This is a genomic window from Angustibacter peucedani, from assembly GCF_054779595.1.
Genome location: NZ_BAAGXY010000018.1, coordinates 45,731 through 67,525, shown reverse-complemented (window position 1 = coordinate 67,525; position 21,795 = coordinate 45,731). Strand labels below are relative to the sequence as shown.

At 74.4% G+C, this 21,795-nt stretch carries 23 protein-coding genes; 16 read left to right on the top strand and 7 right to left on the bottom strand.

Features of this window, described 5'->3' with window-relative positions; all coding sequences use genetic code 11:
* The coding region (locus tag ACYVJ4_RS04995; protein WP_460459008.1) for a DUF998 domain-containing protein at positions 1–331 on the bottom strand (331 nt) is incomplete at its 3' end.
* Positions 332–369: 38 nt separating this feature from the next.
* On the opposite strand from ACYVJ4_RS04995, the gene ACYVJ4_RS04990 reads away from it, so the two are divergent.
* The 4 genes from ACYVJ4_RS04990 to ACYVJ4_RS04975 are packed head-to-tail and all read left to right on the top strand — an operon-like array spanning position 370 to position 5,118.
* Entirely contained in the window at positions 370–1,245 is an 876-nt protein-coding gene (locus ACYVJ4_RS04990; protein ID WP_460459007.1) for an LLM class flavin-dependent oxidoreductase, read from the top strand.
* A gap of 7 nt (positions 1,246–1,252) precedes the next feature.
* Complete coding sequence (locus tag ACYVJ4_RS04985) at positions 1,253–2,677, top strand: alpha/beta hydrolase (RefSeq protein ID WP_460459006.1); 1,425 nt, start codon at positions 1,253–1,255, stop codon at positions 2,675–2,677.
* 46 nt (positions 2,678–2,723) lie between these two features.
* The gene (locus tag ACYVJ4_RS04980; protein WP_460459005.1) at positions 2,724–4,391 is read left to right on the top strand and encodes an AMP-binding protein; all 1,668 of its coding nucleotides are present in this window, start codon (positions 2,724–2,726) and stop codon (positions 4,389–4,391) included.
* A 46-nt stretch (positions 4,392–4,437) separates the two neighbouring features.
* Entirely contained in the window at positions 4,438–5,118 is a 681-nt protein-coding gene (locus ACYVJ4_RS04975; protein WP_460459011.1) for a CPBP family glutamic-type intramembrane protease, read from the top strand.
* Between the two features lie 12 nt (positions 5,119–5,130).
* Here ACYVJ4_RS04975 and ACYVJ4_RS04970 read toward each other — a convergent pair whose 3' ends face one another.
* Positions 5,131–5,886, bottom strand: coding sequence for an SAM-dependent methyltransferase (locus ACYVJ4_RS04970; protein WP_460459004.1), 756 nt, complete (start codon positions 5,884–5,886; stop codon positions 5,131–5,133).
* A gap of 86 nt (positions 5,887–5,972) precedes the next feature.
* On the opposite strand from ACYVJ4_RS04970, the gene ACYVJ4_RS04965 reads away from it, so the two are divergent.
* Positions 5,973–6,710, top strand: coding sequence for a DinB family protein (locus ACYVJ4_RS04965; RefSeq protein ID WP_460459003.1), 738 nt, complete (start codon positions 5,973–5,975; stop codon positions 6,708–6,710).
* A gap of 9 nt (positions 6,711–6,719) precedes the next feature.
* On the opposite strand, the gene ACYVJ4_RS04960 is transcribed toward ACYVJ4_RS04965, so the two are convergent.
* Positions 6,720–7,631, bottom strand: a complete 912-nt coding sequence (locus tag ACYVJ4_RS04960; RefSeq protein ID WP_460459002.1) for an NAD(P)H-binding protein — start codon at positions 7,629–7,631, stop codon at positions 6,720–6,722.
* Positions 7,632–7,696: 65 nt separating this feature from the next.
* Here ACYVJ4_RS04960 and ACYVJ4_RS04955 point away from each other — a divergent pair, with 65 nt between their 5' ends.
* Positions 7,697–8,632 (top strand): aldose 1-epimerase family protein, encoded by a 936-nt coding sequence (locus ACYVJ4_RS04955; protein WP_460459001.1) that lies wholly within the window; start codon positions 7,697–7,699, stop codon positions 8,630–8,632.
* Positions 8,633–8,653: 21 nt separating this feature from the next.
* On the opposite strand, the gene ACYVJ4_RS04950 is transcribed toward ACYVJ4_RS04955, so the two are convergent.
* On the bottom strand, positions 8,654–9,373 hold the full coding sequence (locus tag ACYVJ4_RS04950) for a class I SAM-dependent methyltransferase (protein WP_460459000.1): 720 nt from the start codon (positions 9,371–9,373) through the stop codon (positions 8,654–8,656).
* A gap of 78 nt (positions 9,374–9,451) precedes the next feature.
* Between ACYVJ4_RS04950 and ACYVJ4_RS04945 the strand changes: the two genes are divergently transcribed.
* Genes ACYVJ4_RS04945 through ACYVJ4_RS04935 form a run of 3 tightly spaced genes read left to right on the top strand, consistent with a single transcriptional unit; the run spans position 9,452 to position 11,359 of the window.
* Complete coding sequence (locus tag ACYVJ4_RS04945; RefSeq protein ID WP_460458999.1) at positions 9,452–10,039, top strand: dihydrofolate reductase family protein; 588 nt, start codon at positions 9,452–9,454, stop codon at positions 10,037–10,039.
* 16 nt (positions 10,040–10,055) lie between these two features.
* Positions 10,056–10,526 carry a GNAT family N-acetyltransferase gene (locus ACYVJ4_RS04940; RefSeq protein ID WP_460458998.1) on the top strand — a complete coding sequence of 157 codons (471 nt, stop codon included), beginning with the start codon at positions 10,056–10,058 and terminating at the stop codon, positions 10,524–10,526.
* Complete coding sequence (locus tag ACYVJ4_RS04935) at positions 10,526–11,359, top strand: SCO6745 family protein (protein ID WP_460459010.1); 834 nt, start codon at positions 10,526–10,528, stop codon at positions 11,357–11,359. Before ACYVJ4_RS04940 ends, ACYVJ4_RS04935 begins: the two co-directional genes overlap by 1 nt.
* Here ACYVJ4_RS04935 and ACYVJ4_RS04930 read toward each other — a convergent pair.
* Positions 11,356–12,657 (bottom strand): MFS transporter, encoded by a 1,302-nt coding sequence (locus ACYVJ4_RS04930; protein WP_460458997.1) that lies wholly within the window; start codon positions 12,655–12,657, stop codon positions 11,356–11,358. The two genes, ACYVJ4_RS04935 and ACYVJ4_RS04930, sit on opposite strands and share 4 nt — an antisense overlap.
* Positions 12,658–12,772: 115 nt before the next feature.
* On the opposite strand from ACYVJ4_RS04930, the gene larE reads away from it, so the two are divergent.
* Both larE and ACYVJ4_RS04920 read left to right on the top strand, forming a co-directional pair.
* Positions 12,773–14,182, top strand: coding sequence for an ATP-dependent sacrificial sulfur transferase LarE (gene larE, locus ACYVJ4_RS04925; protein WP_460459009.1), 1,410 nt, complete (start codon positions 12,773–12,775; stop codon positions 14,180–14,182).
* Between the two features lie 131 nt (positions 14,183–14,313).
* Positions 14,314–14,697: a cold-shock protein gene (locus ACYVJ4_RS04920; protein WP_460458996.1), complete on the top strand. Its 384-nt coding sequence runs from the start codon at positions 14,314–14,316 to the stop codon at positions 14,695–14,697.
* Between the two features lie 20 nt (positions 14,698–14,717).
* Here the strand turns inward: ACYVJ4_RS04920 and ACYVJ4_RS04915 are convergent, their stop codons facing one another.
* Positions 14,718–16,115 (bottom strand): MFS transporter, encoded by a 1,398-nt coding sequence (locus tag ACYVJ4_RS04915; RefSeq protein WP_460458995.1) that lies wholly within the window; start codon positions 16,113–16,115, stop codon positions 14,718–14,720.
* A 79-nt stretch (positions 16,116–16,194) separates the two neighbouring features.
* On the opposite strand from ACYVJ4_RS04915, the gene ACYVJ4_RS04910 reads away from it, so the two are divergent.
* Positions 16,195–17,088, top strand: a complete 894-nt coding sequence (locus tag ACYVJ4_RS04910) for a DUF3027 domain-containing protein (RefSeq protein ID WP_460458994.1) — start codon at positions 16,195–16,197, stop codon at positions 17,086–17,088.
* Between the two features lie 89 nt (positions 17,089–17,177).
* Here ACYVJ4_RS04910 and ACYVJ4_RS04905 read toward each other — a convergent pair whose 3' ends face one another.
* Positions 17,178–17,429 (bottom strand): DUF2530 domain-containing protein, encoded by a 252-nt coding sequence (locus ACYVJ4_RS04905; protein WP_460458993.1) that lies wholly within the window; start codon positions 17,427–17,429, stop codon positions 17,178–17,180.
* A gap of 118 nt (positions 17,430–17,547) precedes the next feature.
* On the opposite strand from ACYVJ4_RS04905, the gene ACYVJ4_RS04900 reads away from it, so the two are divergent.
* The 4 genes from ACYVJ4_RS04900 (at position 17,548) to ACYVJ4_RS04885 (ending at position 21,789) form a co-directional block, all read left to right on the top strand.
* Complete coding sequence (locus tag ACYVJ4_RS04900; RefSeq protein WP_460458992.1) at positions 17,548–19,071, top strand: NCS2 family permease; 1,524 nt, start codon at positions 17,548–17,550, stop codon at positions 19,069–19,071.
* A 34-nt stretch (positions 19,072–19,105) separates the two neighbouring features.
* The gene (locus tag ACYVJ4_RS04895) at positions 19,106–19,918 is read left to right on the top strand and encodes a maleylpyruvate isomerase N-terminal domain-containing protein (RefSeq protein ID WP_460458991.1); all 813 of its coding nucleotides are present in this window, start codon (positions 19,106–19,108) and stop codon (positions 19,916–19,918) included.
* Positions 19,919–19,999: 81 nt separating this feature from the next.
* Complete coding sequence (locus ACYVJ4_RS04890) at positions 20,000–20,467, top strand: MarR family winged helix-turn-helix transcriptional regulator (RefSeq protein WP_460458990.1); 468 nt, start codon at positions 20,000–20,002, stop codon at positions 20,465–20,467.
* A complete protein-coding gene (locus ACYVJ4_RS04885; protein WP_460458989.1) occupies positions 20,464–21,789 on the top strand; it encodes an MFS transporter in 1,326 nt (441 codons plus the stop codon). The genes ACYVJ4_RS04890 and ACYVJ4_RS04885 overlap by 4 nt, the downstream gene beginning before the upstream one ends.
* The last annotated feature ends 6 nt before the right edge of the window (positions 21,790–21,795 follow it).

The window sequence follows — 21,795 nt, the reverse complement described above, 5'->3', positions numbered from 1 at the left end:
CGAGCCCGCCCGCCCCGCCGCGCGGGTCAGGCAGCGGGACGAGGCCCGCGACGACGGTGCCGACCGCGGCGGTCGCCAGGGCGGCCGCGACCCAGCGGGCGCCGTCGCGCCGCCACGCGAGCACCGCGCAGCAGGCCTGGCCCAGCCCCTGCACGACGAACGCCGCGACCATCCACCGAGCGTGCGGGGCGCCCTCGGCCGCCAGCGCGCTGATCGTGCTGCGGGTGCCGGAGTAGCCGGGGCGCAGCGCACCCAGGACGACCCACGCGGCAGTGAAGACGAGCGGCGCGCCCGTCGCTGCGAGGACGAGGGGCGCGGTCGGTCGGTGCACGTCGCAGACGCTGCCACACCCGCGCCTAGGGTGGCGCCATGGCTGTTGACGTGGGTGTCGTCGTCCTGCCCCAGCAGCGGTGGTCGGAGGCCGCCGCGCGCTGGAAGGCGGTGGAGGACATGGGCTTCGCGCACGCCTGGACCTACGACCACCTGGCCTGGCAGGGCCTGGCCGACGAGCCGTGGTTCGCGACCGTGCCCACGCTGACCGCGGCCGCGCTGGTGACCGAGCGGGTGCGCCTGGGCACGTGGGTCGCCTCGCCGAACTACCGCCACCCGGTGCCCTTCGCGAAAGAGCTGATGAGCCTGGACGACGTCAGCGCCGGCCGCTTCGTGCTGGGGGTGGGTGCCGGCGGCAGCGGGTGGGACGCCTCGGTGCTCGGCGTCGAGGCGCCGACGCCGGGCCAGCGGGTCGAGCGGCTGGACGAGTTCGTCACCCTGCTCGACCTGCTGCTCACCCGGCCGACCACCACGTGGAGCGGCACGTGGTTCAGCGCGGTCGGGGCCCGCATGGTCCCTGGTGGCGTGCAGCAGCCGCGGCTGCCGTTCGTGGTGGCGGCGAACAAGCCGCGGGCGATGGCGGTCGCCGCCCGCCGCGGCGACGGGTGGGCGACGACCGGGGCCACGCCGCCGGACGCCGGCCAGGACGCCTGGTGGGCGGGCGTCGCAGACCTCTCGACGCGCTTCGACGAGGCGCTCGCGGAGGCCGGGCGCGAGCGGGACGCCGTGCGGCGGTACCTGAACCTCGACTCGGGCGCGGTGTTCTCGCTCAGCTCGGTCGGGGCGTTCCAGGACGCCGTCGGGCGGGCCGAGGAGCTGGGGTTCACCGACGTCGTGACGCACTGGCCGCGCGAGAGCGGCATCTACAGCGGTGACCTTTCCGTGCTGGAAGCGGTGGCGCCCGCGACGCGATGATGGAGCCGTGCGTCGGGCTGCGACGGTGACGTCGGCGGTGCTGCTGACGCTGCTCGCCGCGGCGTGCACGTCAGGGCCGTCCGCCACGTCGCGCGCCGGACCGGTCGGTGGCTTGGGCGGTGGGCCGACGGGCTCGACGTCCGGGCCGCTGCCGGTCGAGGCGTGGAGCGGGTGGGGTCCGTGCCCGGCCAGCGCGCCGGTCGGGGACCTCGCGTGCGGCAGCCTCGTCGTACCGGTCGACCGGGCGCTGCCGCGGGGTCGCACGCTGCGGCTGCCGGTGGTCGCCGGGGGAGCGCTCGACGCCGACCGGACGCTGCTGTTCCTCACCGGCGGTCCGGGGCAGCCGGGCGTGCCGTTCGTCGCGCGCACGGTGCCGCAGCTCGGGCGCGCGGCCGATTCCTACCGCGTGGTGATGCTCGACCAGCGCGGCACCGGTGCCAACGCGCTGGTCTGCCCGCAGCTGCAGCAGCAGGTGGGCTACTCCGACCTCGAGGTGCCGACGACGGCAGCAGTCGACGAGTGCGCCGACACCCTCGGCGGCGACCGCGCGCACTACGGCACCACCGACACGGTGGCCGACCTCGACGACCTGCGCCGTGCGCTCGGCCTGGCCCGCTGGTCGATCGACGGCGTCAGCTACGGCACCTACGTCGCCCAGCGGTACGCCGCCGCGTACCCGTACCGCGTCGACAAGCTGGTGCTGGACTCCGTCGTGCCGGTCGACGGCTTCTCGGCCACCAACGTCGAGTCGTTCGCGGACGTCGCGTCCGTGCTGCGTGCGGTGTGCCGGGCGCAGCACTGCCCCGACGACCCGGCCGCCGACCTGCACGCCGTGGTGCAGCGCTACGGCCTCGGGCCGCAGCTGCTCGACGTCATCTCGTTGCTGTCGGTCGTCGACCCGACCTTCGCCGACCTGCCGCGACGGCTCTACGAGGCACGGCAGGGCAGACCGGCTGCGCTGCAAGGGTTCCTGGACGCGTGGCAGAACGGCAGCGCGGGCCGCGCCGACCAGCTCAGCCAGGGCCTGCACGCCGCCACGATCTGCCTCGACCTGCAGTTCCCGTGGGGCGGTGCGGCGTCCGACCCGGCCGTCCGCGCGGTGGCCGCGAACCGTGCGGTGGCCCGCATCCCGGCGTCCGCGCTGTTCCCGTTCGACGCCCGGACGGCGCGCAGCAACGGCGAGATGACGACGTGCGAGCGGTGGCCGCGCACCGCGGACCCGGTGGTGCCGCTGGGCTCGATGACCGCGGTGCAGGCGCTGCTGCTGCACGGCGCTCGCGACCTGTCGACGCCCCTGGTGTGGGCCAGGCGCGCGCAGGCCGACCTGCCGGGCAGCCGCCTGGTGGTGGTGCCGGACGCCGGGCACTCGGTGCAGTCGCGCGACGCCGGCGACGCGCGGGCACAGGTGGAGCGGTTCCTGCTCGCCCCCTGACCGCTCGGGGTACCGCCGCACCGGTCGCGGGGCCAGGATGGGGAGCATGAGCGCACCGGCCGCACCGACGAAGCTGCCCTCGTACACGTCCGCGACGTCCGACGTCCCGCTGCTCGGCGAGACGATCGGCGCGAACCTCGAGCGGACGGTGGCACGGTGGGGCGACCGCGAGGCGCTCGTCGACGTCCCGACCCACCGGCGCTGGACGTACAGCGAGCTGGACGTCGAGGTCGACGAGCTCGCGCTGGGTCTGCTGCAGCTCGGCGTGGAGAAGGGCGACCGGGTCGGCATCTGGAGCCCGAACTGCGCCGAGTGGGTGCTGCTGCAGTACGCGACGGCGAAGATCGGCGCGGTGCTGGTGAACGTCAACCCGGCCTACCGCTCGCACGAGCTGTCGTACGTGGTGAACCAGTCGGGCCTGCGGTTGCTGGTGTCGGCGGTGCAGCACAAGACGTCCGACTACCGCGCGATGGTCGAGCAGGTGCGCAGCGACTGCCCGCAGCTCACCGACGTCGTCTACATCGGCGAGGACTCGTGGGACACGTTGGTGCGCAACGGAAGTCGGGTCGACCACGTGCGCCTGCACGAGCGCGAGGCCCAGCTGTCTCCCGACGACGCGATCAACATCCAGTACACGTCGGGGACGACCGGCTTCCCCAAGGGCGCGACGCTGTCGCACCACAACATCCTCAACAACGGCTACTTCGTCGGCGAGCTGGTGCACTACACCGAGCTCGACCGCATCTGCATCCCGGTGCCCTTCTACCACTGCTTCGGGATGGTCATGGGCAACCTCGCGGCCACCTCGCACGGGGCCTGCATGGTGATCCCGGCGCCGTCGTTCGACCCGGCTGCCACCCTGCAGGCGGTGGCCGACGAGCGCTGCACGTCGCTGTACGGCGTGCCGACGATGTTCATCGCCGAGCTCGGGCTGGCGGACTTCGGCTCCTACGACCTGCAGACCCTGCGCACCGGGATCATGGCCGGCTCGCCCTGCCCGGTCGAGGTGATGAAGCGGGTGGTCTCGGAGATGCACATGGCCGAGGTGGCGATCTGCTACGGCATGACCGAGACCTCGCCGGTGTCGACCATGACGCGCTCGGACGACGACCTCGCCCGCCGCACCGAGACGGTCGGCCGCACCATGCCGCACCTGGAGTCGAAGGTCGTCGACCCGGCGACCGGCCTCACGCTGCCGCGCGGCGAGGCCGGCGAGCTGTGCACCCGCGGGCACACCGTGATGCTGGGGTACTGGGACGAGCCCGACAAGACCGCGGAGGCGATCGACGCCGCGCGCTGGATGCACACCGGCGACCTGGCGACGATGGACGCCGACGGGTACGTGAACATCGTCGGGCGCATCAAGGACCTGGTGATCCGCGGAGGCGAGAACGTCTACCCGCGCGAGATCGAGGAGTTCCTCTACGGCCACCCGGACGTCGCCGACGTGTCGGTGGTGGGCGTGCCGGACGAGCGGTACGGCGAGGAGCTGATGGCGTGGGTGGTCATGAAGCCCGGCGCCACCGCGCTGGACGTCGAGTCGGTGCGCGAGTTCTGCAGCGGCAAGATCGCGCACTACAAGGTGCCGCGCTACGTGCACGTGGTCGACGGCTTCCCGATGACCGTCACGGGCAAGGTGCGCAAGGTCGAGATGCGCGAGCAGGCGGTCGAGATCCTGGGCCTCCAGACGGCGGCCGCGACGCGGAACGCCTAGTCTCGCAAGCGTGACGACCCGGTGGAGCGCGGCGCTGCGCCGTGCCATGGGTCCCGCGCTGCTCGATCCTGTTCCGCGCGACCACTCCCAGCCGGACGCCGCGTTCCGCCGGCGGCGCGTGGTGGTGGCTGTCGTCCTGGTCGTGGGGGCGACGCTGCTGGGGATCTCGCTCGCGGTACGGCCGGGTGACCCGGTCTTCTACCCGCTGACGGTGCTGCTGGCGGCGGTCTGGGTGGTGGGCTCGTTCGCCTCGGGTCCGTTGCACCTGGGGCGGATCGCGGGGCGCGGTCGGTTGCGTCGTCCGGTCGTGACGCCGTTGCTGCTCGGACTGGCGGCCGGGGCGGTGTTCGTCGTCGGTGCGCTGGTGGTGCGGCAGGTGCCGGCGCTCGCCGGGCGGGTCGACGACGTCCTGGCGCACGCGGACGAGGGGTCGTACGCGCTGGTCGCGGTGGTGGCGGCGCTGAACGGCGTGGCCGAGGAGCTGTTCTTCCGCGGGGCGCTGTTCGCGGCGGTCGGGCGCCGGCACGCGGTGCTCGTGTCGACGCTGGTCTACACGCTGGCCACCGTGGCCACGCTGAACGCGATGCTGGTGCTGGCCGCGCTGCTGCTCGGGCTGCTGCTGGGGCTGATGCGGCGCGCGACGGGCGGGGTGCTGGGGCCGGCGATCACGCACGTCACGTGGTCGATGTGCATGTTGCTGGTGCTGCCGGCGCTGTTCGGCCGCTGACGCAGCGCCCGGTCAGCGCTTGCGGGCGGTCACCAGGGCGAAGCCGACGTGCTCGTCGACGTCGGCCTCGAGCATCTCGACGACCTGGGACGGGTCGGCCGGGTTCGGCCCGGCGCCGCGCGCTCGCTCCCAGCGCAGCCAGCTGTCCCCGCCGTCCGGCTGCCAGCGCGCCTCGACGGCGTCGAGCATCCCGGTGAGCTCCCAGTGCCGCTGCCACCACGCCGGCGCGTGCCAGGCGGCGACCTCCGCGCCGAACAGGTCGTGCACGTGCGGCGGCACCGGCGCGGTGTACGGGTCGTCGCGCAGGGCGGGGGTCGACATCGCGAGCAGACCGCCCGGTCGCAGCGCCGGAAGCAGGCGCGGCAGGAACTGGGTGTCGGTGCCGAAGTACTCGAACGCGTCGACCGAGATGATCGCGTCGTACGCCTCGGGCTCCAAGGTCGCGGTGCGGACGTCCGCGTGGAGCATCGTCACGTGGTCGCCGACGCCGGCCCGGTCGGCCACCTCCTGGCGCTCGTCGGCGGAGACCCACAGGTCGAGGGAGACGACCTCGCAGCCGTGCTCGCGCACCAGGTACACCGAGGTCGCGCCCAACCCGGCCCCCAGGTCCAGGACCCGCGAGCCGGGAGCGAGGGCGACGCCGTCCAGCAGGTCCTCGAGCTGCCACAGGGGGTGCGGCCCCATGTCGAGCGCCAGAACCCAGTTCGGGTCGTAGCCGGACGAGCGCGGGTAGCGCTCGGCTCTCGTCAGGTCGTCGGCGGTCGTCACGCGCCGACCCTCACACCTGCCCCGGGCCGATCGCGACCCGATTTAGTCGCTCGACGCTGTCGGCGGGCTCTGGTAGGCACGTCCGCATGGTGGCTTTCGAGGGCAGCAAGGACCTGCACGACACCGTGTTCGACGGCACGGACCTGAGCGGCGCGAAGTTCGTCGAGTCCGACCTGTCGCGGGTCGTGATCCGCGGGTGCGAGGTCTCGGGGCTCGAGATCGACGCCCCGTGGTTGCGGTTCGGCGATCCCGTCACGGTCAACGGCGTGGACGTCGGGCCGTTCGTCGAGGCCGAGCTCAACCGCCGCTTCCCGGGCCGCGAGCAGCAGCAGGCGCAGTCACCGGCCGCGCTGGTCGCTGCCTGGTCCGCGCTCGAGCAGGCCTGGGCTGCCCTGGTCGAGCGCGCCGGCGCGATGCCTCCGGGCACCGTCGACGTGTCGGTGGCGGGTGAGTGGTCGTTCGCGCAGACGTTGCGGCACCTGGTCTTCGCCACCGACAAGTGGCTGCCCGGCGGTGCGCTGCAGTCGGGCCAGGCGGCTCATCCGCTCGGGCTGAACCACGCGGCGGTCGACGTCGAGCCCCCGCCGCCGTACGACGAGGTGCTGGCGGTGCGGGCCGGTCGCCTGGCGCAGGTGCGCGACTACCTCGCCTCGTCCACGCCGGAGTCGCTGGACGAGGCGCGCCCCAGCCCGAACGACCCGGCGGCGTCCGAGACGGCGCGGCAGTGCGTCCACGTGATCCTCGAGGAGGAGTGGGAGCACCTGCGCTTCGCCACGCGCGACCTCGACGCGCTCGACGCCGCGCCGGGCGGCGGGGCGGCATGACCGAGCAGGTCAGGTGGCGGCGAGGGCGTGGCGGATGGCCTCGTCCAGGGACGTCGGCGGGTGGGGGAGCAGGTGCAGCCAGCGCTCGTCGCTGACGACCGCGTCGTGGCCGGCCGACTCGAGCAGGTCCATCGCGACGTCCGGGTCGACGTCGGTGAGCTGGCGCACCGCCGCCTCCTGCACGACCCGCGGCACCACCAGCACCTCGGGGACGACGCCGGGTCGCCCGAGCCCGCGCTGCACCCGCGCGACGAGCTCGCGGTAGGTGACGACGTCGGGTCCGCCGACCTCGACCACCTGGTCGTAGGTGGCCCGCTGGCCCAGCACCGCGAGCAGGAAGCCGACCAGGTCGCGCTGCGCGATCGGTTGCGAGCGCGCGCGGGCGCGGCGGGGCGCGGCCATGAGCGGCAGCGCGGTGGCGATCTGCCGCAGCACCTCCCAGCCGGCGCTGCCCGGGCCGACCACGACCGCTGCTCGCACGGCGGTCACCGGCACCTCGCCGTCGCGCAGCGCGTCCTCGGTGGCGGTGCGGCCCTGCAGGTGCGGGCTGAGCCGCGAGGGGTCGAGGTCAGGAGGCACCAGCCCTCCGACGCTCACCACCTGCCGCACCCCGCCTGCTGCGGCCGCCCGCGCGAACCGTTGCGCCGCAGCGACTTCACGGGCCACGAGGTCGTCGTGCCCGAGCAGGTGCGCCAGGTAGAAGGCGACGTCGACGCCGCGCAGGGCCCGGCGCAACGACGGCTCGTCGTCGACGTCCGCCGCGAGCGCGCGCACGCCGTCGCGCGCCGGCACCTCGTGCGGACGACGGGCCAGCGCGACCACGTCGTGGCCGGCGTCGGCCAGGGCCGGGACGAGCAGGCCGCCGACGTACCCGGTGGCTCCGAGGACGGCGACGCGGCGGGCGCGGGGAGCGGCGGGCACGGGTCCAGCCTGCGGGTCGCGCGCCGGTGGCGCACCACGACGGCCCGATCCGCGATGATGCGCGCGTGACCGACGAGCCCGCCCTGCCGCCGACCGGCCCCCAGATCCGCATCGCGCACGGCGACCACGAAGCCGTCGCCGTGGGCGTCGCCGCCGGGCTGCGCACCGTGCGGCTGGCCGGCCGCGACGTCCTGGACGGGTTCGAGGAGCACGAGCGGCCGTCCGGCGGCCGCGGCCAGACCTTGCTGCCGTGGCCGAACCGCGTGGCCGGCGGGCGCTACGAGCTCGACGGGGCCGAGCAGCAGCTCGCGCTGACCGAGCCCGCGGCGGGCAACGCGATCCACGGCCTGGTCCGCTGGGTGGTCTGGGACGTCGAGGAGCAGCTCGCGTCGTCCGTCACCTTCCGGACGCTCGTGGTGCCCCAGCCCGGCTGGCCGACCCTGCTCGAGTGCCAGGTCACCTACGCGCTGGACGACGACGGCCTCACGGTCACCACCTCGGCACGCAACGTCGGCACGGCGGACTGCCTGTACGGCACCGGCTCGCACCCCTACCTCGCCGCCGGCACCGGCCTGGTCGACCTGGCGACGGTGCACGTCCCGGCCGCCACCTGGTACGAGACCGACGACCGCGGCATCCCGACCGGTCGGCACCCGGTGGAGGGCACGCCCTACGACCTGCGCACGCCGACCGTCGTCGGCGACCAGGTGCTCGACACCTGCTACACCGACCTGGACGTCGACCCCGACGGCGTGTGGCGGGTGCGCGTGACGGCACCGGACGGCGGCGGCGTCGTGATGTGGGCTGACGCGGCGCACCGCTGGGTGCAGCTCTTCACCGGTGACACCCTCGACCCCGAGCACCGCCGCCGAGGTCTCGCGGTCGAGCCGATGACCTGCCCGCCGGACGCCTTCAACGCCGCCGACCGCGAGGCGGCCGGCGTGGTCCGGCTGGCGCCGGGCGACGAGCACGTCGGCCGCTGGGGTCTCACCCCGGCCTGACGAGCCCGGGCGGAGGGGCGGTCAGACCGCCTCGAGGACGAAGTAGAGGAAGCACAGGAACGACCGGCCCTCGGGCAGGTCGGGCGGCAGCAGCTCGGCCGGGGTGTTGGGCACGTGCGAGGGCTCGCTGATGGTGACGACCCGGAAACCGTTGGCGGAGAACGAGTCCGTCATCGTGTGGAGCGGTCGGTGCCAGAAGGTCAGCCACACGGTCTGCCCCGAGAACGTGTAGTCCTCGGTGTACTTCGTGACGGCGAAGTAGTCGGCGTCCGGGTAGACCACCGGGAAGATCACCGGGTGGTTGACCGACAGCACCAGGCGGCCGCCGGGGCGCAGCACCCGGTGCAGCTCGGACAGCGCCGTCGTCCAGTCCTCGAGGTAGTGCAGCACGAGCGAGGCCACCACCACGTCGAAGGTGTCGTCCTCGAACGGCAACGGCGCGTCGAGGTCGGCGACGTGCAGGTCGGCGTCCTCGCCCAGCCGGCGGCGGGCCAGCTCGACCATGGCCGAGCTGATGTCGACACCGGTGACGACCGCACCGGCGTCGCGCAGGGCGGCGGTCAGCGGGCCCGAGCCGCACCCGGCGTCGAGCACCCGCTGGCCCGCGACGTCCCCGACGAGCCGCAGCATCTCGGGTCGGTCGTAGTAGGCGTTGAACAACCCGGTCTCGTTCTGCGCGGCGTAGGCCTCCGCGAACCCGTCGTAGTCGGTCGGTCGGTCGGCTGCTGGCGCGTCGGTCACGCGTCGTTCCTACCCGAGCCCCGCGCCGACGACCAACTCGACCGATGAGTTCGGGAGACGGCGCCGGTCTGACAGGGCATGACGGCTACCTACACCTTCGACATCTTCACCAGCCTCGACGGCAACGCCTCGTACGGTCCTCCCGGCGACTGGGGCGGCTACTGGGGCAAGCAGGGGCCGGAGTTCCTCGAGCACCGGCACGGCACGTACGCCGGCGAGCAGCGCATGGTCTTCGGCGCCACGACGTTCGGGCTCTTCCTGCAGATGGTGCCCGAGATGGGCGACGACAAGGACGCGTGGATCGACCGCATGGTCGCGCTGCCGACCACCGTCGTGTCGTCCACGCTGACCGGCCCCCTCGACTGGCCCGACGCGACCGTCGTCGGCGGTGACGCCGTCGAGGTGGTGCGGCGGATGAAGGAGGAGTCCGACGTGCCGATCCGCTCGCACGGCAGCCTGTCGCTGAACCGCGCGCTCATGGCAGCGGGGCTCGTCGACCGCGTGCAGGTCACGATCTTCCCGGCGATCGCCGGCCAGAGCGGTGACGAGCCGGTCTTCGCCGGTGGCGGTGACTTCGACCTGGACCTGCTCGAGACCGCCACCTTCGACGGCCGCACGACCGAGCTCGTCTACCGGCCGACCCTGCGCACCTGGCCGGACGCCTGAGCGCCAGACTGCGCGCATGCGGATCGAGCAGGCGGGCCCGGACGACGTCCGCGCGCTGGCCGGGTTGCTGTGGCGGCACGCCTCCCCGCAGGAGCGAGCCGCGCAGGAGGTCGAGGCGTTCGCCGTCGACCTGGGCCGGTGGTGGCGCGAGCACGGGGCCACCCACGTCGCGTTCGTCGCGCGCTCGGACGACGGCGACGTCGTCGGCGCGGCATGGCTGGCCCTGCTGGCACGACCGCCGCGACCCGGCGCGAGCGGGCGGTGGTCGGCCGACGTCCAGAGCGTTTTCGTCGAGCCCGGCGCGCGCGGCCGGGGCGCGGGGTCGGCGCTCGTGACCGCCGCGTGCCAGCACGCCCGCGACCACGGCGCGGCCCGCGTGACCGTGAGCTCCAGCACCCGTGCGGTGCCGCTCTACACCAGGCTCGGCTTCGCGCCGTCCGACCAGCTGCTCGAGACGACCACCACCAGCAGAGGGGAGCGGCCGTGATGCCGCAGCACCAGTCCGTCGCCCGTCGGATGTTCGACCTCACCGAGCCGATCTGCCTGGTGAACTTCTTCTCCGATGAGCCTGACGAGGCCATGGCCGAGCTCGGCTTCCGCGGGTACTGGGACGGCTACTTCGCCGGTCGCTCGGCGCCGCTCGGGCTGGTGCCCGCCGAGGTGGTGCACGCCGCGTTCTACAACTTCGCCGACGGCGAGGCGGCCCGGCACGTCCCGAAGGTGTGGCGCACGACGACGCCCGAGGCGGCCCACGCCGCCCGCGAGCGCGGCTGCGTGAAGGCCCTGCGGCGCATCCTCGGCGACCAGGTCGCGACCCCGGGCCTGGCGCGGGCCGCGGACCTGCTGGCGCAGGCCGCCACGAGCGCGCCGACCGAGGGACGGGTCATGTACGCCGGGCTGCGGGCGCTCCCGGTGCCCGAGGAGCCGGTGGCCCGCCTCTGGCACGCGGCCAACATGCTGCGCGAGCACCGCGGCGACGGGCACATCACGGCGCTCATGGCCGAGCAGATCGGCGGCACCGAGGCCCACGTGCTCACCGCGCTGGACTCCGGCGTCCACCCGGCCGAGACGTTCGGCCGCATCCACCACCTGCCGGCCGAACGGCTGGCCGAGGTCATGGGCGGGTTGCGCGAGCGCGGCCTGCTCGACGACGACGGCCGCTTCACCGACGCCGGCCGCGCCACCAAGGACCGGGTCGAGGCGCTCACCGACGCCCTCGCCGAGGCGCCCTACGCGGCGCTGTCGCCGCAGGAGCTCGACGAGCTGCTCACCGTGCTGGAGCCGATCGCGGCGCGGCTGGTCGAGACCGGGTCGAGCTAGGCGCTCACCCGCTCGACCTCGCGCAGGCCGTTGGCCGTCGGCGAGATCACCCGCTCGAGCCGGCCGAGCACCAGCACCATGAGGCCGCACCCGGCGAGCAGCAGCAGCACGAACTGCCAGGTGGACCGGTGGCCGAGCAGGAACCCGGCCGTGACCGGCCCGACGATCGCCGCCACCTGGAAGACCATCGACCCGACGGCGTTGTAGCGGCCGCGCAGGTGCTCGGGCGCGAGGTCGTTGGTGATGGCGGGCACGACGGGTGACTGGAACGTCTCGCCGAGGGCGAAGACCGCCATGCTCGAGGTGAGCAGCACCGCTGCGGTGAGCGACCCGGGCACCAGCCCGGCCAGACCCATGACCGCCCACGACGTCGCCCACACCGCGCTCATCAGCATCAGCACCCGCGTGCGGCGGTGACCCTCGATCCGCTGGATCACCACCAGCTGCAGCACCACGATGGTCGCGGTGTTGACGGCGAACGCGATGCCGATCAGCCGGGTCGACGCCTCGGCGACCGTGCGCGCGTACGCCGTCCAGCCGGCCTCGAACTGGGCGTAGCCGACGAAGGCCGAGCAGAACACCACGACGAGGAAGCGCCGGTAGACGTGGTCGCGCAGCATCGCGCGGTAGCTGCCCGCGGGGGCCGGCGCGGCGTCGTCCGCGGTGTCGTCGACGGGGTGCACCACGGTGTTGCCGACGTGCCGCAGCGGGAAGGCCAGCACGAGGAACGGCGCGAGGAAGGACGCAGCGTTCGCGAGGTAGACGGCCTGGAACGTCCACGGGTGGGCCTCGGAGACGAACATGCCGCCGACCAGGCCGCCGACGCCGATGCCGAGGTTGAGCACCGTGAAGTTGGTGCCGTAGTAGCGCTGCCGGATCGCCGACGGCACGACCGCCGCCACCAGCGACTGCGACGCCGGCCAGAACACCGCCTGCCCGATGCCGAACATCACGAACGCCACGGCCGCGGACGCCGGGCTCGTGGCGAACGCCAGGACGACGGTGCCGAGCAGGTTCAGCGCGAGGGCGACGAGCTGCAGGCGGCGCGGGCCGTAGCGGTCGATGATCGCGCCGATCGGGCCGAGCAACGACAGCGCGACGGCCGAGGGGACGGCCAGCAGCACACCCACCGTGGGCAGGGCGATGTGCCGCACCTCGTGCAGGTACACCACCCCGAACGGCAGCACGAACCCGATGCCCAGCGCGTCGACCACGACGGTCGAGAGCAGCAGGCGGCCCTCGCGCGGCAGATCGTGCCAGAACGAGGCGAGGGTGGGGCGCGGGGTGGACGACGGCACCGCACCATCGTGCCGACCACCACCGACAGCGCCCAAACCCTTATCCACCGGGCGGCCCGTCGTCCGCGCCACCTACCCTGGGGTTGTGGACCTCGCCGCCGGCTTCGACCTCGACATGACGCTCGTCGACTCCGGCGACGGCATCGTGGCGACCGCGACGGCGGCGCTCGCCGAGCAGGGCGTGGTGGCCGACGAATCCGCGCTGCGCGCCACCATCGGCATCCCGCTCGAGGCGATGCTCGCGCCGTACCTGCCGGCCGAGCTCGTGCTGCCGACCGCCGACCGCTACCGCGAGCTCTACCCGACGCTCGGGGTGCCGCGCGCGGTGCTGCTGCCCGGCGCGGCCGAGGCGTTCGCCGCCGTGCGCGCGCTGCACGGACGCGTCGTCGTGGTCAGCGCCAAGCCCGAGCCGGCGGTGCGCCTGGTGCTCGACCACGTCGGCCTCGAGCCGGACGTCGTCGTGGGCCGGCTGTTCGCCGCCGACAAGGGCGCGGCCCTGCGCGGGCACGGGGTCAGCGTCTACACCGGCGACCACCCGGGTGACCTCGAGGGCGCGCACGCCGGCGGTGCCGTGGCGATCGGCGTGCCGACCGGCCCGCACGACGCGGCGGCGCTCGCGGCGGCCGGCGCCGACGTCGTCCTGCCGTCGCTGGCCGCCTTCCCGGCCTGGCTCGACGAGCACGTGCTCGACGTCCGGCTGGCCGACCTCGACGCCCGGCTGCGCGCGCTCGACGGACTGGTCGTCGCGTTCTCGGGCGGGGCCGACTCGGCGTTCCTGCTCGCGGCCGCGGTGCGCGCGCTGGGGGCCGAGCGCGTGGTCGCGGCCACCGCCGTGAGCGGGTCGCTGGCCGGCGGCGAGCTCGACGAGGCGGCCGAGTTCGCGCGCTCGCTCGGCGTGCGGCACCTGGCGCCGACCACCGACGAGATGGCGCGCGAGGGCTACCGCGCCAACGCCGGCGACCGCTGCTTCTTCTGCAAGGCCGAGCTGCTCGACGTGCTGGGCCCGCTCGCCGACCAGGCCGGGATCGCGGACGTCGCCACCGGCACCAACGCGGACGACGCGCTGGCCGGCTTCCGTCCGGGGATCCGCGCCGCGGCCGAGCGCGGGGCGCTGACCCCGTTGCGCGACAGCGGGTTCACCAAGGCGCAGGTGCGCGCCGCCTCCGAGCGCTGGGGGCTGCCGACGTGGGACAAGCCCGCGGCGGCGTGCCTGTCGAGCCGGATCGCGTACGGCGTCCAGATCACGACGTCCGGGCTGGCCCGGGTCGACCGGGCCGAGGCCGCGGTGCGCCGGTGGTGCGCGGCGGCCGGGGTCGACGTCCGCGACCTGCGGGTGCGCGACCTGGGCGGCGACCGGGCGCGCCTCGAGCTGGACGCCGGGGCGCTGGCGGCGGTGGGCGCGCGGCGGGGCGCGCTCGAGCGGGCGGCGGTCGACGCCGGGTTCGCGAGCGCCGAGGTGGACGACCGCGGGTTCCGGTCCGGCTCGATGAACGAGCTGCTGGCCCAGCCCGAGCGCTACCGCTGAGCCGTCGTCCGGGCGGCTCAGGCGCGGAACCCGCTGGACACGGCCGTTAGGCTGGACCCGTTCTCGGGCGCCCGGACTCCTGGTGAGTCCGTGCGCCCGTCCTGCATGACGCACGACGCGAGGGGTTCACGGTGCCGACTGGCAAGGTCAAGTGGTTCGACGCTGACAAGGGCTTCGGCTTCATCAGCTCCGACGAGGGCGGGGACGTCTTCCTGCCCAGCTCGGCGCTGCCCTCGGGGACGACGTCGGTCAAGGGCGGCACGCGCGTGGACTTCAGCGTGGTCGAGGGCCGCCGCGGCGCCCAGGCCCTGCAGGTCACGCTGCTCGACGCCCCGCCGTCGGTGGCCGCGCGCTCGCGCCGTCCGGCCGACGACCTCGGCGTGATCGTCGAGGACCTGATCAAGGTGCTCGACGGCATCGGCAACGGGCTGCGCCGCGGGCGCTACCCCGACAAGGGGACGGGCGGCAAGGTCGCGTCCTTGCTGCGCGCCGTCGCCGACGACCTCGATGCCTGATCCGCCGTCCGACCGTGCGGTCAGGCGGGGGGAGCTGACCGGGCCGGACGTCGGCGGGCCAGCAGGAGCGAGCGCAGCGTCACGACGAGGACGGCGGCCAGCCCGGCCGCGGCCACGCCGAGCCCCCACGCGCCGCCGAGCGGCAGGCTGATCCCGACGGCACCGCCGACCACCCAGGCGAGCTGCAGCACGGTCTCGGACCGCGCGAAGGCCGAGGTGCGCACCGTCTCGGGCACCTCGCGCTGCACGAGCGCGTCGAGCGACAGCTTGCCCAGCGCGGCGGCGAGCCCGGCGCACAGCGCGGTCACCAGCACCGGCACCAGGCCGTAGCCGAGCGCTCCCACCAGGGCGCCGAGCGCGGCGAGGGCCACCATCGCGGTCGCGACGAGCTCGGGGGTCAGCCGGCGCAGCACCGCGCCCAGCGACGTCCCGAGGGTGTTGCCCACCCCGGCGACCCCGGCGACCAGCGCGATCACGCCGAGCAGCGGCAGCGAGTCGGTGATCGGGTCGGTGCGCAGCGCGAAGGCGAGGAACAGGGTGAGGAAGCCGGTGAACGCCCGCAGCGCCGCGACCGCCCGCAGGCCGAGGACGACGCGCGGCCCGATGCTCCACCGGCTGCGGCGGTCGGGCTCCTCGTCGGACGACAGCCGCGCGTGCTGCTCGCCCTCGGCCGAGTCGACGCGTCGCGGCAGCGCGAGCGCCAGCCCGGTGCCGACCGCGAACACCACGAACGCCAGCCGCAGCGACCACTCCGGCCCCACCCGCATCAGCAGCGCGCCCACCGGCGTCGCCACCGTGACCGCCGCGATGCCGCCGAGCAGCACCCGCGAATTGGCCGTCACCAGGCTGAGCCCGCGCGGCTGCACGCGCGGGATCGCGGCCGCGCGCGTGACGCCGTAGGCCTTGCTGGCCACGAGGTGCCCGAAGGCCGCGGGGTAGAGCGCGAACGCCTCCTTGCCCCCGGCGACCGCACCCGCCATGACCCAGGCCAGGAACGCCCGCGACACCAGCGTGACGGCGAGCGCGTACCGACGTCCGTGCCGGAACCGGTCGAGCAGCGGCCCGATCACGGGCGCCATGACCGAGAACGGCAGCATCGTCACCAGCAGGTAGAGCGCGACCCGGCTGCGCGCCTCGCCCACCGGCACCGAGAAGAACACGGTGTTGGCCAGCGACAGCAGCACCAGCGCGTCGCCCGCGGCCGAGACGCCGTGCAGCTCGATGACCTTGGCCAGGCCGGACTCGCCCGCCCCCTGGGCGTTCGTGGCCGAGCGGACCCGACGTCCGGTCGCCCCGGCCGCACGGCGCGACGCCCCGGCGAACCGCCGCGAGGCCCCGGCCACCGTGCGCGAGGCGCCCGCGACCCGCTCGCGGCGCGAGCGCTGGTCGGTGCCGGGGGGCTGGTCCACGTCCTCCATCCTGCCCGCAGGGGCCGACGAACCGGGCCGCGCGGGCGGCGTGTTCGCTTCCCGGCGGCGCGTACGGGACAATCGCCGGGTGCCGACCGACACCACGACCGAGACCCCTGCCGCCGCCGACGCGCCGGTGACCGCCGCCAAGCGCGCCCGGGCCACCGCCCCGGACGCCGCGCTGGTGGCCGCCGTCGACCTGGCGCGCGAGGCCGCGGCCGAGGTGGCCGAGGACGGCAGCGTCGGCGAGCACCTCGGGGCGGTCGGCGAGGGCGAGCGGGTCGTCACGCACTCGTTCGCCTGCACCTCCAAGGGCTACCGCGGCTGGCGCTGGGCGGTCACGCTCGCGCGCGCGCCTCGTTCGCGCTCGCTGACCGTCAGCGAGGTGCACCTGCTGCCGGACGCCGAGGCCGTCCTCGCGCCCGAGTGGCTGCCCTGGGCCGACCGGCTGGCACCGGGCGACGTCTCGCCCGGTGACGTCCTGCCCAAGCGGCTCGACGACCCGCTGCTCGAGCAGGGCTTCGAGGCCACGGGTGACCAGGACGTCGACCAGGTGGCGCAGTGGGAGCTCGGCCTCGGCCGCCCGCGCGTGCTGTCGCTGGCCGGTCGCGACGAGGCGGCCCAGCGCTGGTACGACGGCGAGCACGGTCCGAAGGACCCGCACGCCGAGCAGGCCTCCGCCGCGTGCGCCACCTGCGGCTACTTCGTGCCGATGGCCGGGGCGCTGCGCCAGGTCTTCGGGGTGTGCGCCAACGAGTGGTCGCCGTCCGACGGCAAGGTCGTCAGCCTCGACCACGGCTGCGGCGCGCACAGCGAGGTGGACGTCGAGCGCCGGCCCGAGCACGTCGACGCGCCGGTGCTGGACGAGCTGGGCTACGAGGCGGTCGAGATCGAGCGCGACGCCCCGCCGGCCGACACCGAGCCGGTCGCCGAAACCCCCGCCGAGCCCACCACCGAGCCCACCGCCGAGCCGACCACCTGACCTTTCCCTCGCAGATGCCGCTCGCAGACCCTGCCGAGCGGCACCGGTGAGGGAAACCGGCCCGGGTGAGGGAAGCCGGGTGGGGGGAGCTACTCGCCGCGGCGGGCGCCGGCCGCGTTGCCGCGCCCGCGCACCACGTAGCTCAGCCCCACGAGCCCCAGCGCCAGGCCGGCCACGCAGGTCCAGGGCCACCAGTCGCGGTCGCCGCGGTGCAGCGCCGGCACCAGCAGCGTCACCACCAGGGCGACGAGCCACACGGCGGTGCCGGCGACGACGATCTTGGCCGTGTCGATCCGGGCGGGCGCCAGCGGCGCGGGCTGTCCGGGGCTGGGCTCGCTCACGTCGTCCAGCCTAGGGGCGGGCCGTCGCCTGCATGTACGGCGGTTCTGGCAGCATGTGCGTCGCCGACCCGGCCCCGCCGTCCCTGCGCCCCCGCCGCACCGCCCCGAGAGGCCCGCCATGTCGCCGACCGACCGCCCGTCGTCCAGCACGAAGAAGAAGCGGGCCGTCGTGCCCGAGGCCCCCGTCACCGGCAACGCGCTGGAGCGGTACTTCCGCATCCACCAGCGCGGCTCGACCGTCGGCCGCGAGGTGCGCGGCGGCCTGGCCACGTTCTTCACGATGGCCTACATCGTGGTCCTCAACCCGCTGATCATCGGCACTCAGGCCGACAGCACCGGCGGCTTCCTGGGCGGTGGCAGCGCTCCGAACCTGCCGATGGTCGCCGCGGCGACGGCGCTGGTGGCCGGCGTCATGACGATCCTCATGGGCGTCGTCGCCAACTACCCGCTGGCGCTCGCGACCGGCCTGGGGCTCAACGCCTTCGTCACGTTCGGCATCGCCAAGCTGCCGGGCATGACCTGGGCCGACGCCATGGGCCTGGTGGTCATCGAGGGCCTGATCATCCTGGTGCTGGTGCTGACCGGCTTCCGGCAGGCGGTGTTCCGCGCGGTACCGCCGCAGCTGAAGACCGCGATCAGCGTCGGCATCGGCCTGTTCATCACGATCATCGGCCTGGTCGACGCCGGCATCGTGCGCAAGCCCGCCGGTCCCACGCCGGTCGAGCTGGGCATCGGCGGGTTCCTCGCCGGCTGGCCGGTGCTGGTGTTCGTCATCGGCCTGCTGGCCATCGTCGTGATGCTCGTGCGCGGCGTCCGCGGCGCGATCCTCTACGGCATCGTCGGCGCCACCGTCCTCGCGATCGTGGTCGAGGCGGTCGGCAACATCGGCAGCCAGACCGACGCCACCGGCAAGGTCGTCAACCCCACCGGCTGGGGCCTGAACGTCCCGGCCATCCCCGACACCTGGGCGGCCACGCCGGACTTCGGCCTGCTCGGCCGCTTCGACCTGCTCGGCTCGTTCTCGGCCATCGGCGCCGTGAGCGCCGTGCTGCTCGTCTTCACGCTCCTGCTCGCCGACTTCTTCGACACCATGGGCACCGTCGTGGCGATCGGCAAGGAGGGCGGCCTGCTGGACGCCGAGGGCAACCCGCCGAACGTCGAGCGGATCCTCGTGGTCGACTCGCTGGCCGCGGCCGCCGGTGGCGCCGCGAGCGTCTCCAGCAACACCTCGTACATCGAGTCGGCGTCCGGTGTCGGCGAGGGTGCGCGCACCGGCCTGGCGTCGGTCGTCACCGGCCTGCTCTTCCTGGTGGCGACCTTCCTGTCGCCGCTCGTGGCCGTGGTGCCCTACGAGGCCGCCACGCCGGCCCTGGTGGTCGTCGGCTTCCTGATGATGCAGCAGGTCAAGGGCATCGACTGGGACGACCTCGAGATCGCGATCCCCGCCTTCCTGACCATCGTGCTGATGCCGTTCACGTACTCGATCACGGCCGGCATCGGAGCCGGCTTCGTGTCGTACGTCGTGCTGCAGGCGGTGCGCGGCAAGGCCGGCCGGGTGCACGTGCTGCTGTGGGTGACCTCGGCGCTGTTCGTCGTCTACTTCGCGATCGACCCGATCAAGGAGCTGCTCGGCGTCTCGTAGCGGCTGTCGGCCCCCGGGCCTAGGGTCCGGGGGCATGGCAGACGACCGCTCGACCTGGCTCTCGCACGACGACTACCTCGCAGCGTTCAGGGCCGACGCCGCCCGGCTGGCCACGCTGCTGCGCGACAGCGCGGACGACGCCCCGGTGCCCACCTGCCCGGGCTGGACGGCGGTCGACCTGGCCCGGCACGTCGGTGACGTCTACGCGCACAAGGTCGCGGTGCTGACGCTGGGCCGCGCGCCGAAGCCGGGGGAGTGGCCGCTGGGCGACGACCTCGACCTCGCCGCGGCGCTCGACCGGCACGACGCGGTCGTGGCCGAGCTGGCCGACCGGCTGGCCGGGCTCGACCCGGCCGCGCACGCCTGGACGTGGATGGAGGGTGCGGGCGAGCAGACCGTCGGCGCCTGGGCGCGGCGCATGGCGCAGGAGGCGCTGGTGCACCGGGTCGACGCCGAGGCCGCCACCGGCACGCCGCTGCACCCGGCGGCTCCCGGGTTGGCCGCCGACGGCGTCCAGGAGGTCCTGACCTGGATGGCGGGCGACCCCGACGTCGTGGCCGACGGCCGGGCGAGCGCCGGCCGCGCGGGCACGGCGCTGCTCGACCACGGCGACGGCGCGCTGCTCGTCGACCTCGCCGACGGCGCTCACACGGTGCGAGCGGCCGAGAGCGGCAGCCCGGCGGACGTCGTCCTGCGCGGTGACGCCCTGGGCCTCGACCTCGAGCTGTGGGGCCGGCTCGGGACGCTGCCGGCCGCCTGCCGCGGCGATCTCGACGCGGTCGACGTGCAGGGCGACCCGCGGGTGCTCGAGCGCCTGCGCGCGCGCATCGCCGTCGCCACGCAGTAGGGGTCCGGAACACCTCGGGGCCCGGCGGTGTTGTCCCTCCCGAATATCATTAGCAGAGGTAATGAGATAGGCTAACGACCGATGACACCGCAGCAAGAACCCCACCCCACCACGACCACGACGCCGCGCCGCCCCATCGGCCCGCTCGCGGTCGAGCTCCGCCAGGCGGTCATGCGCACCTCGCGCCGCCTGCGCCAGGAGCGCAGCACGGACGACGTCACGCCCGGCCAGTACTCCGTGCTGGCCGGCCTCGACGTGCTCGGACCGCTCACCCCGCGCGAGCTCGCCGCTCGCGAGAAGGTGCAGCCGCCGTCGATGACGCGCACCCTGGCCGCGCTCGAGGAGCTGGGCCTCGTGAGCCGCACCGACCACCCCACCGACGGGCGCCAGGTGCTGATGGGCCTGACCCCCGAGGGCGTCACCGTGGTCAAGGAGACCCGCAAGCGGCGCGACGCCTGGCTGGCCCAGCGGCTGGCCGAGCTCGGGCCGGACGAGCGCGAGACGCTGCACCAGGCGGCCGAGATCCTCGCCCGGGTGGCCGCCTCGTGAGCCCGACCTTCCGCTCGCTGCGCACCTTCAACTACCGCGTCTGGGCCATGGGCGCGATCGTGTCCAACGTCGGCACCTGGATGCAGCGCGTCGCCCAGGACTGGCTGGTGCTGACCGTGCTCACCGACCACTCGTCGGTGGCTGTCGGCATCACCACCGGGCTGCAGTTCGCCCCGATGCTGCTGCTCGCCCCGGTCGCCGGCCTGCTCGCCGACCGCGTGCCCAAGCGCCGGCTGCTGATCGGCACCCAGACCGCCATGGGCGTGGTCGGGCTCGTCCTCGGCCTGCTCGTCGTCACCGACGCCGTGCAGCTCTGGCACGCCTACGTGCTCGCGGCTGCCCTCGGCGTCGCGGCCGCGGTCGACGCGCCCGCCCGCCAGGCGTTCGTCAGCGAGATGGTGCCGCGCGAGGACCTCTCGAACGCCGTCGGCCTCAACAGCGCCTCGTTCCACGCCGCGCGCATCATCGGCCCCGGCGTCGCCGGCCTGCTCATCGCGTGGGTCGGCACCGGCCCGGTGTTCCTCATCAACGCCATCACCTTCCTCGCCGTGATCGGCTCCCTGACCCGCATGCGGGTCAGCGAGCTCAGGCCGGCCGACCGCGCGCCCCGCGGGCGGGGCCAGCTGCGCGAGGGCGTGCGCTACGTGCGCAGCCGCCCCGACATCGTGCTGATCATGGCGATCATCTGCCTGGTGGGCACGTTCGGGCTCAACTTCCAGATGACCACGGCGATCATGGCGACCGGCGCGTTCGGCAAGGGCTCGGGCGAGTACGGCCTGCTCGGCTCGATCATGGCGATCGGCTCGCTCGGCGGTGCCCTGCTCGCCGCTCGGCGCGAGCGCCCGCGGCTGCGCCTGGTGATCGGCGCGACGTTCGCCTTCGGGCTGTTCGCCAGCATCGCCTCGCTGATGCCGACGTACACGCTGTTCGCGATCGCGCTGATCCCGGTGGGCCTGTCGTCGCTCACCCTGATGACGAGCGCCAACGCCACCGTGCAGCTCTCGGTCGCCCCGCAGATGCGCGGGCGCGTCATGGCGCTGTACATGGCGATCTTCATGGGCGGGACGCCGGTGGGCGCCCCGATCATCGGCTGGGTCGGCAGCACCTTCGGCCCGCGCTGGACCATCCTCGTCGGCGGTCTCGTCTCGCTGGCCACCGCGCTCGTCGCGCTCGTGGTCGTGGTGCGCCGCAGCCACCTGAGCGTCAGCTACCGCTGGAGCCAGACGCCGCACCTGCAGGTCCGCAGCACCGCCGACGACCGCGAGCTGGCCCGGGCCCGGATGGCCGGCGACCAGGCCGCCGACTCGCGCTCGGCCGCCTGACCGGCG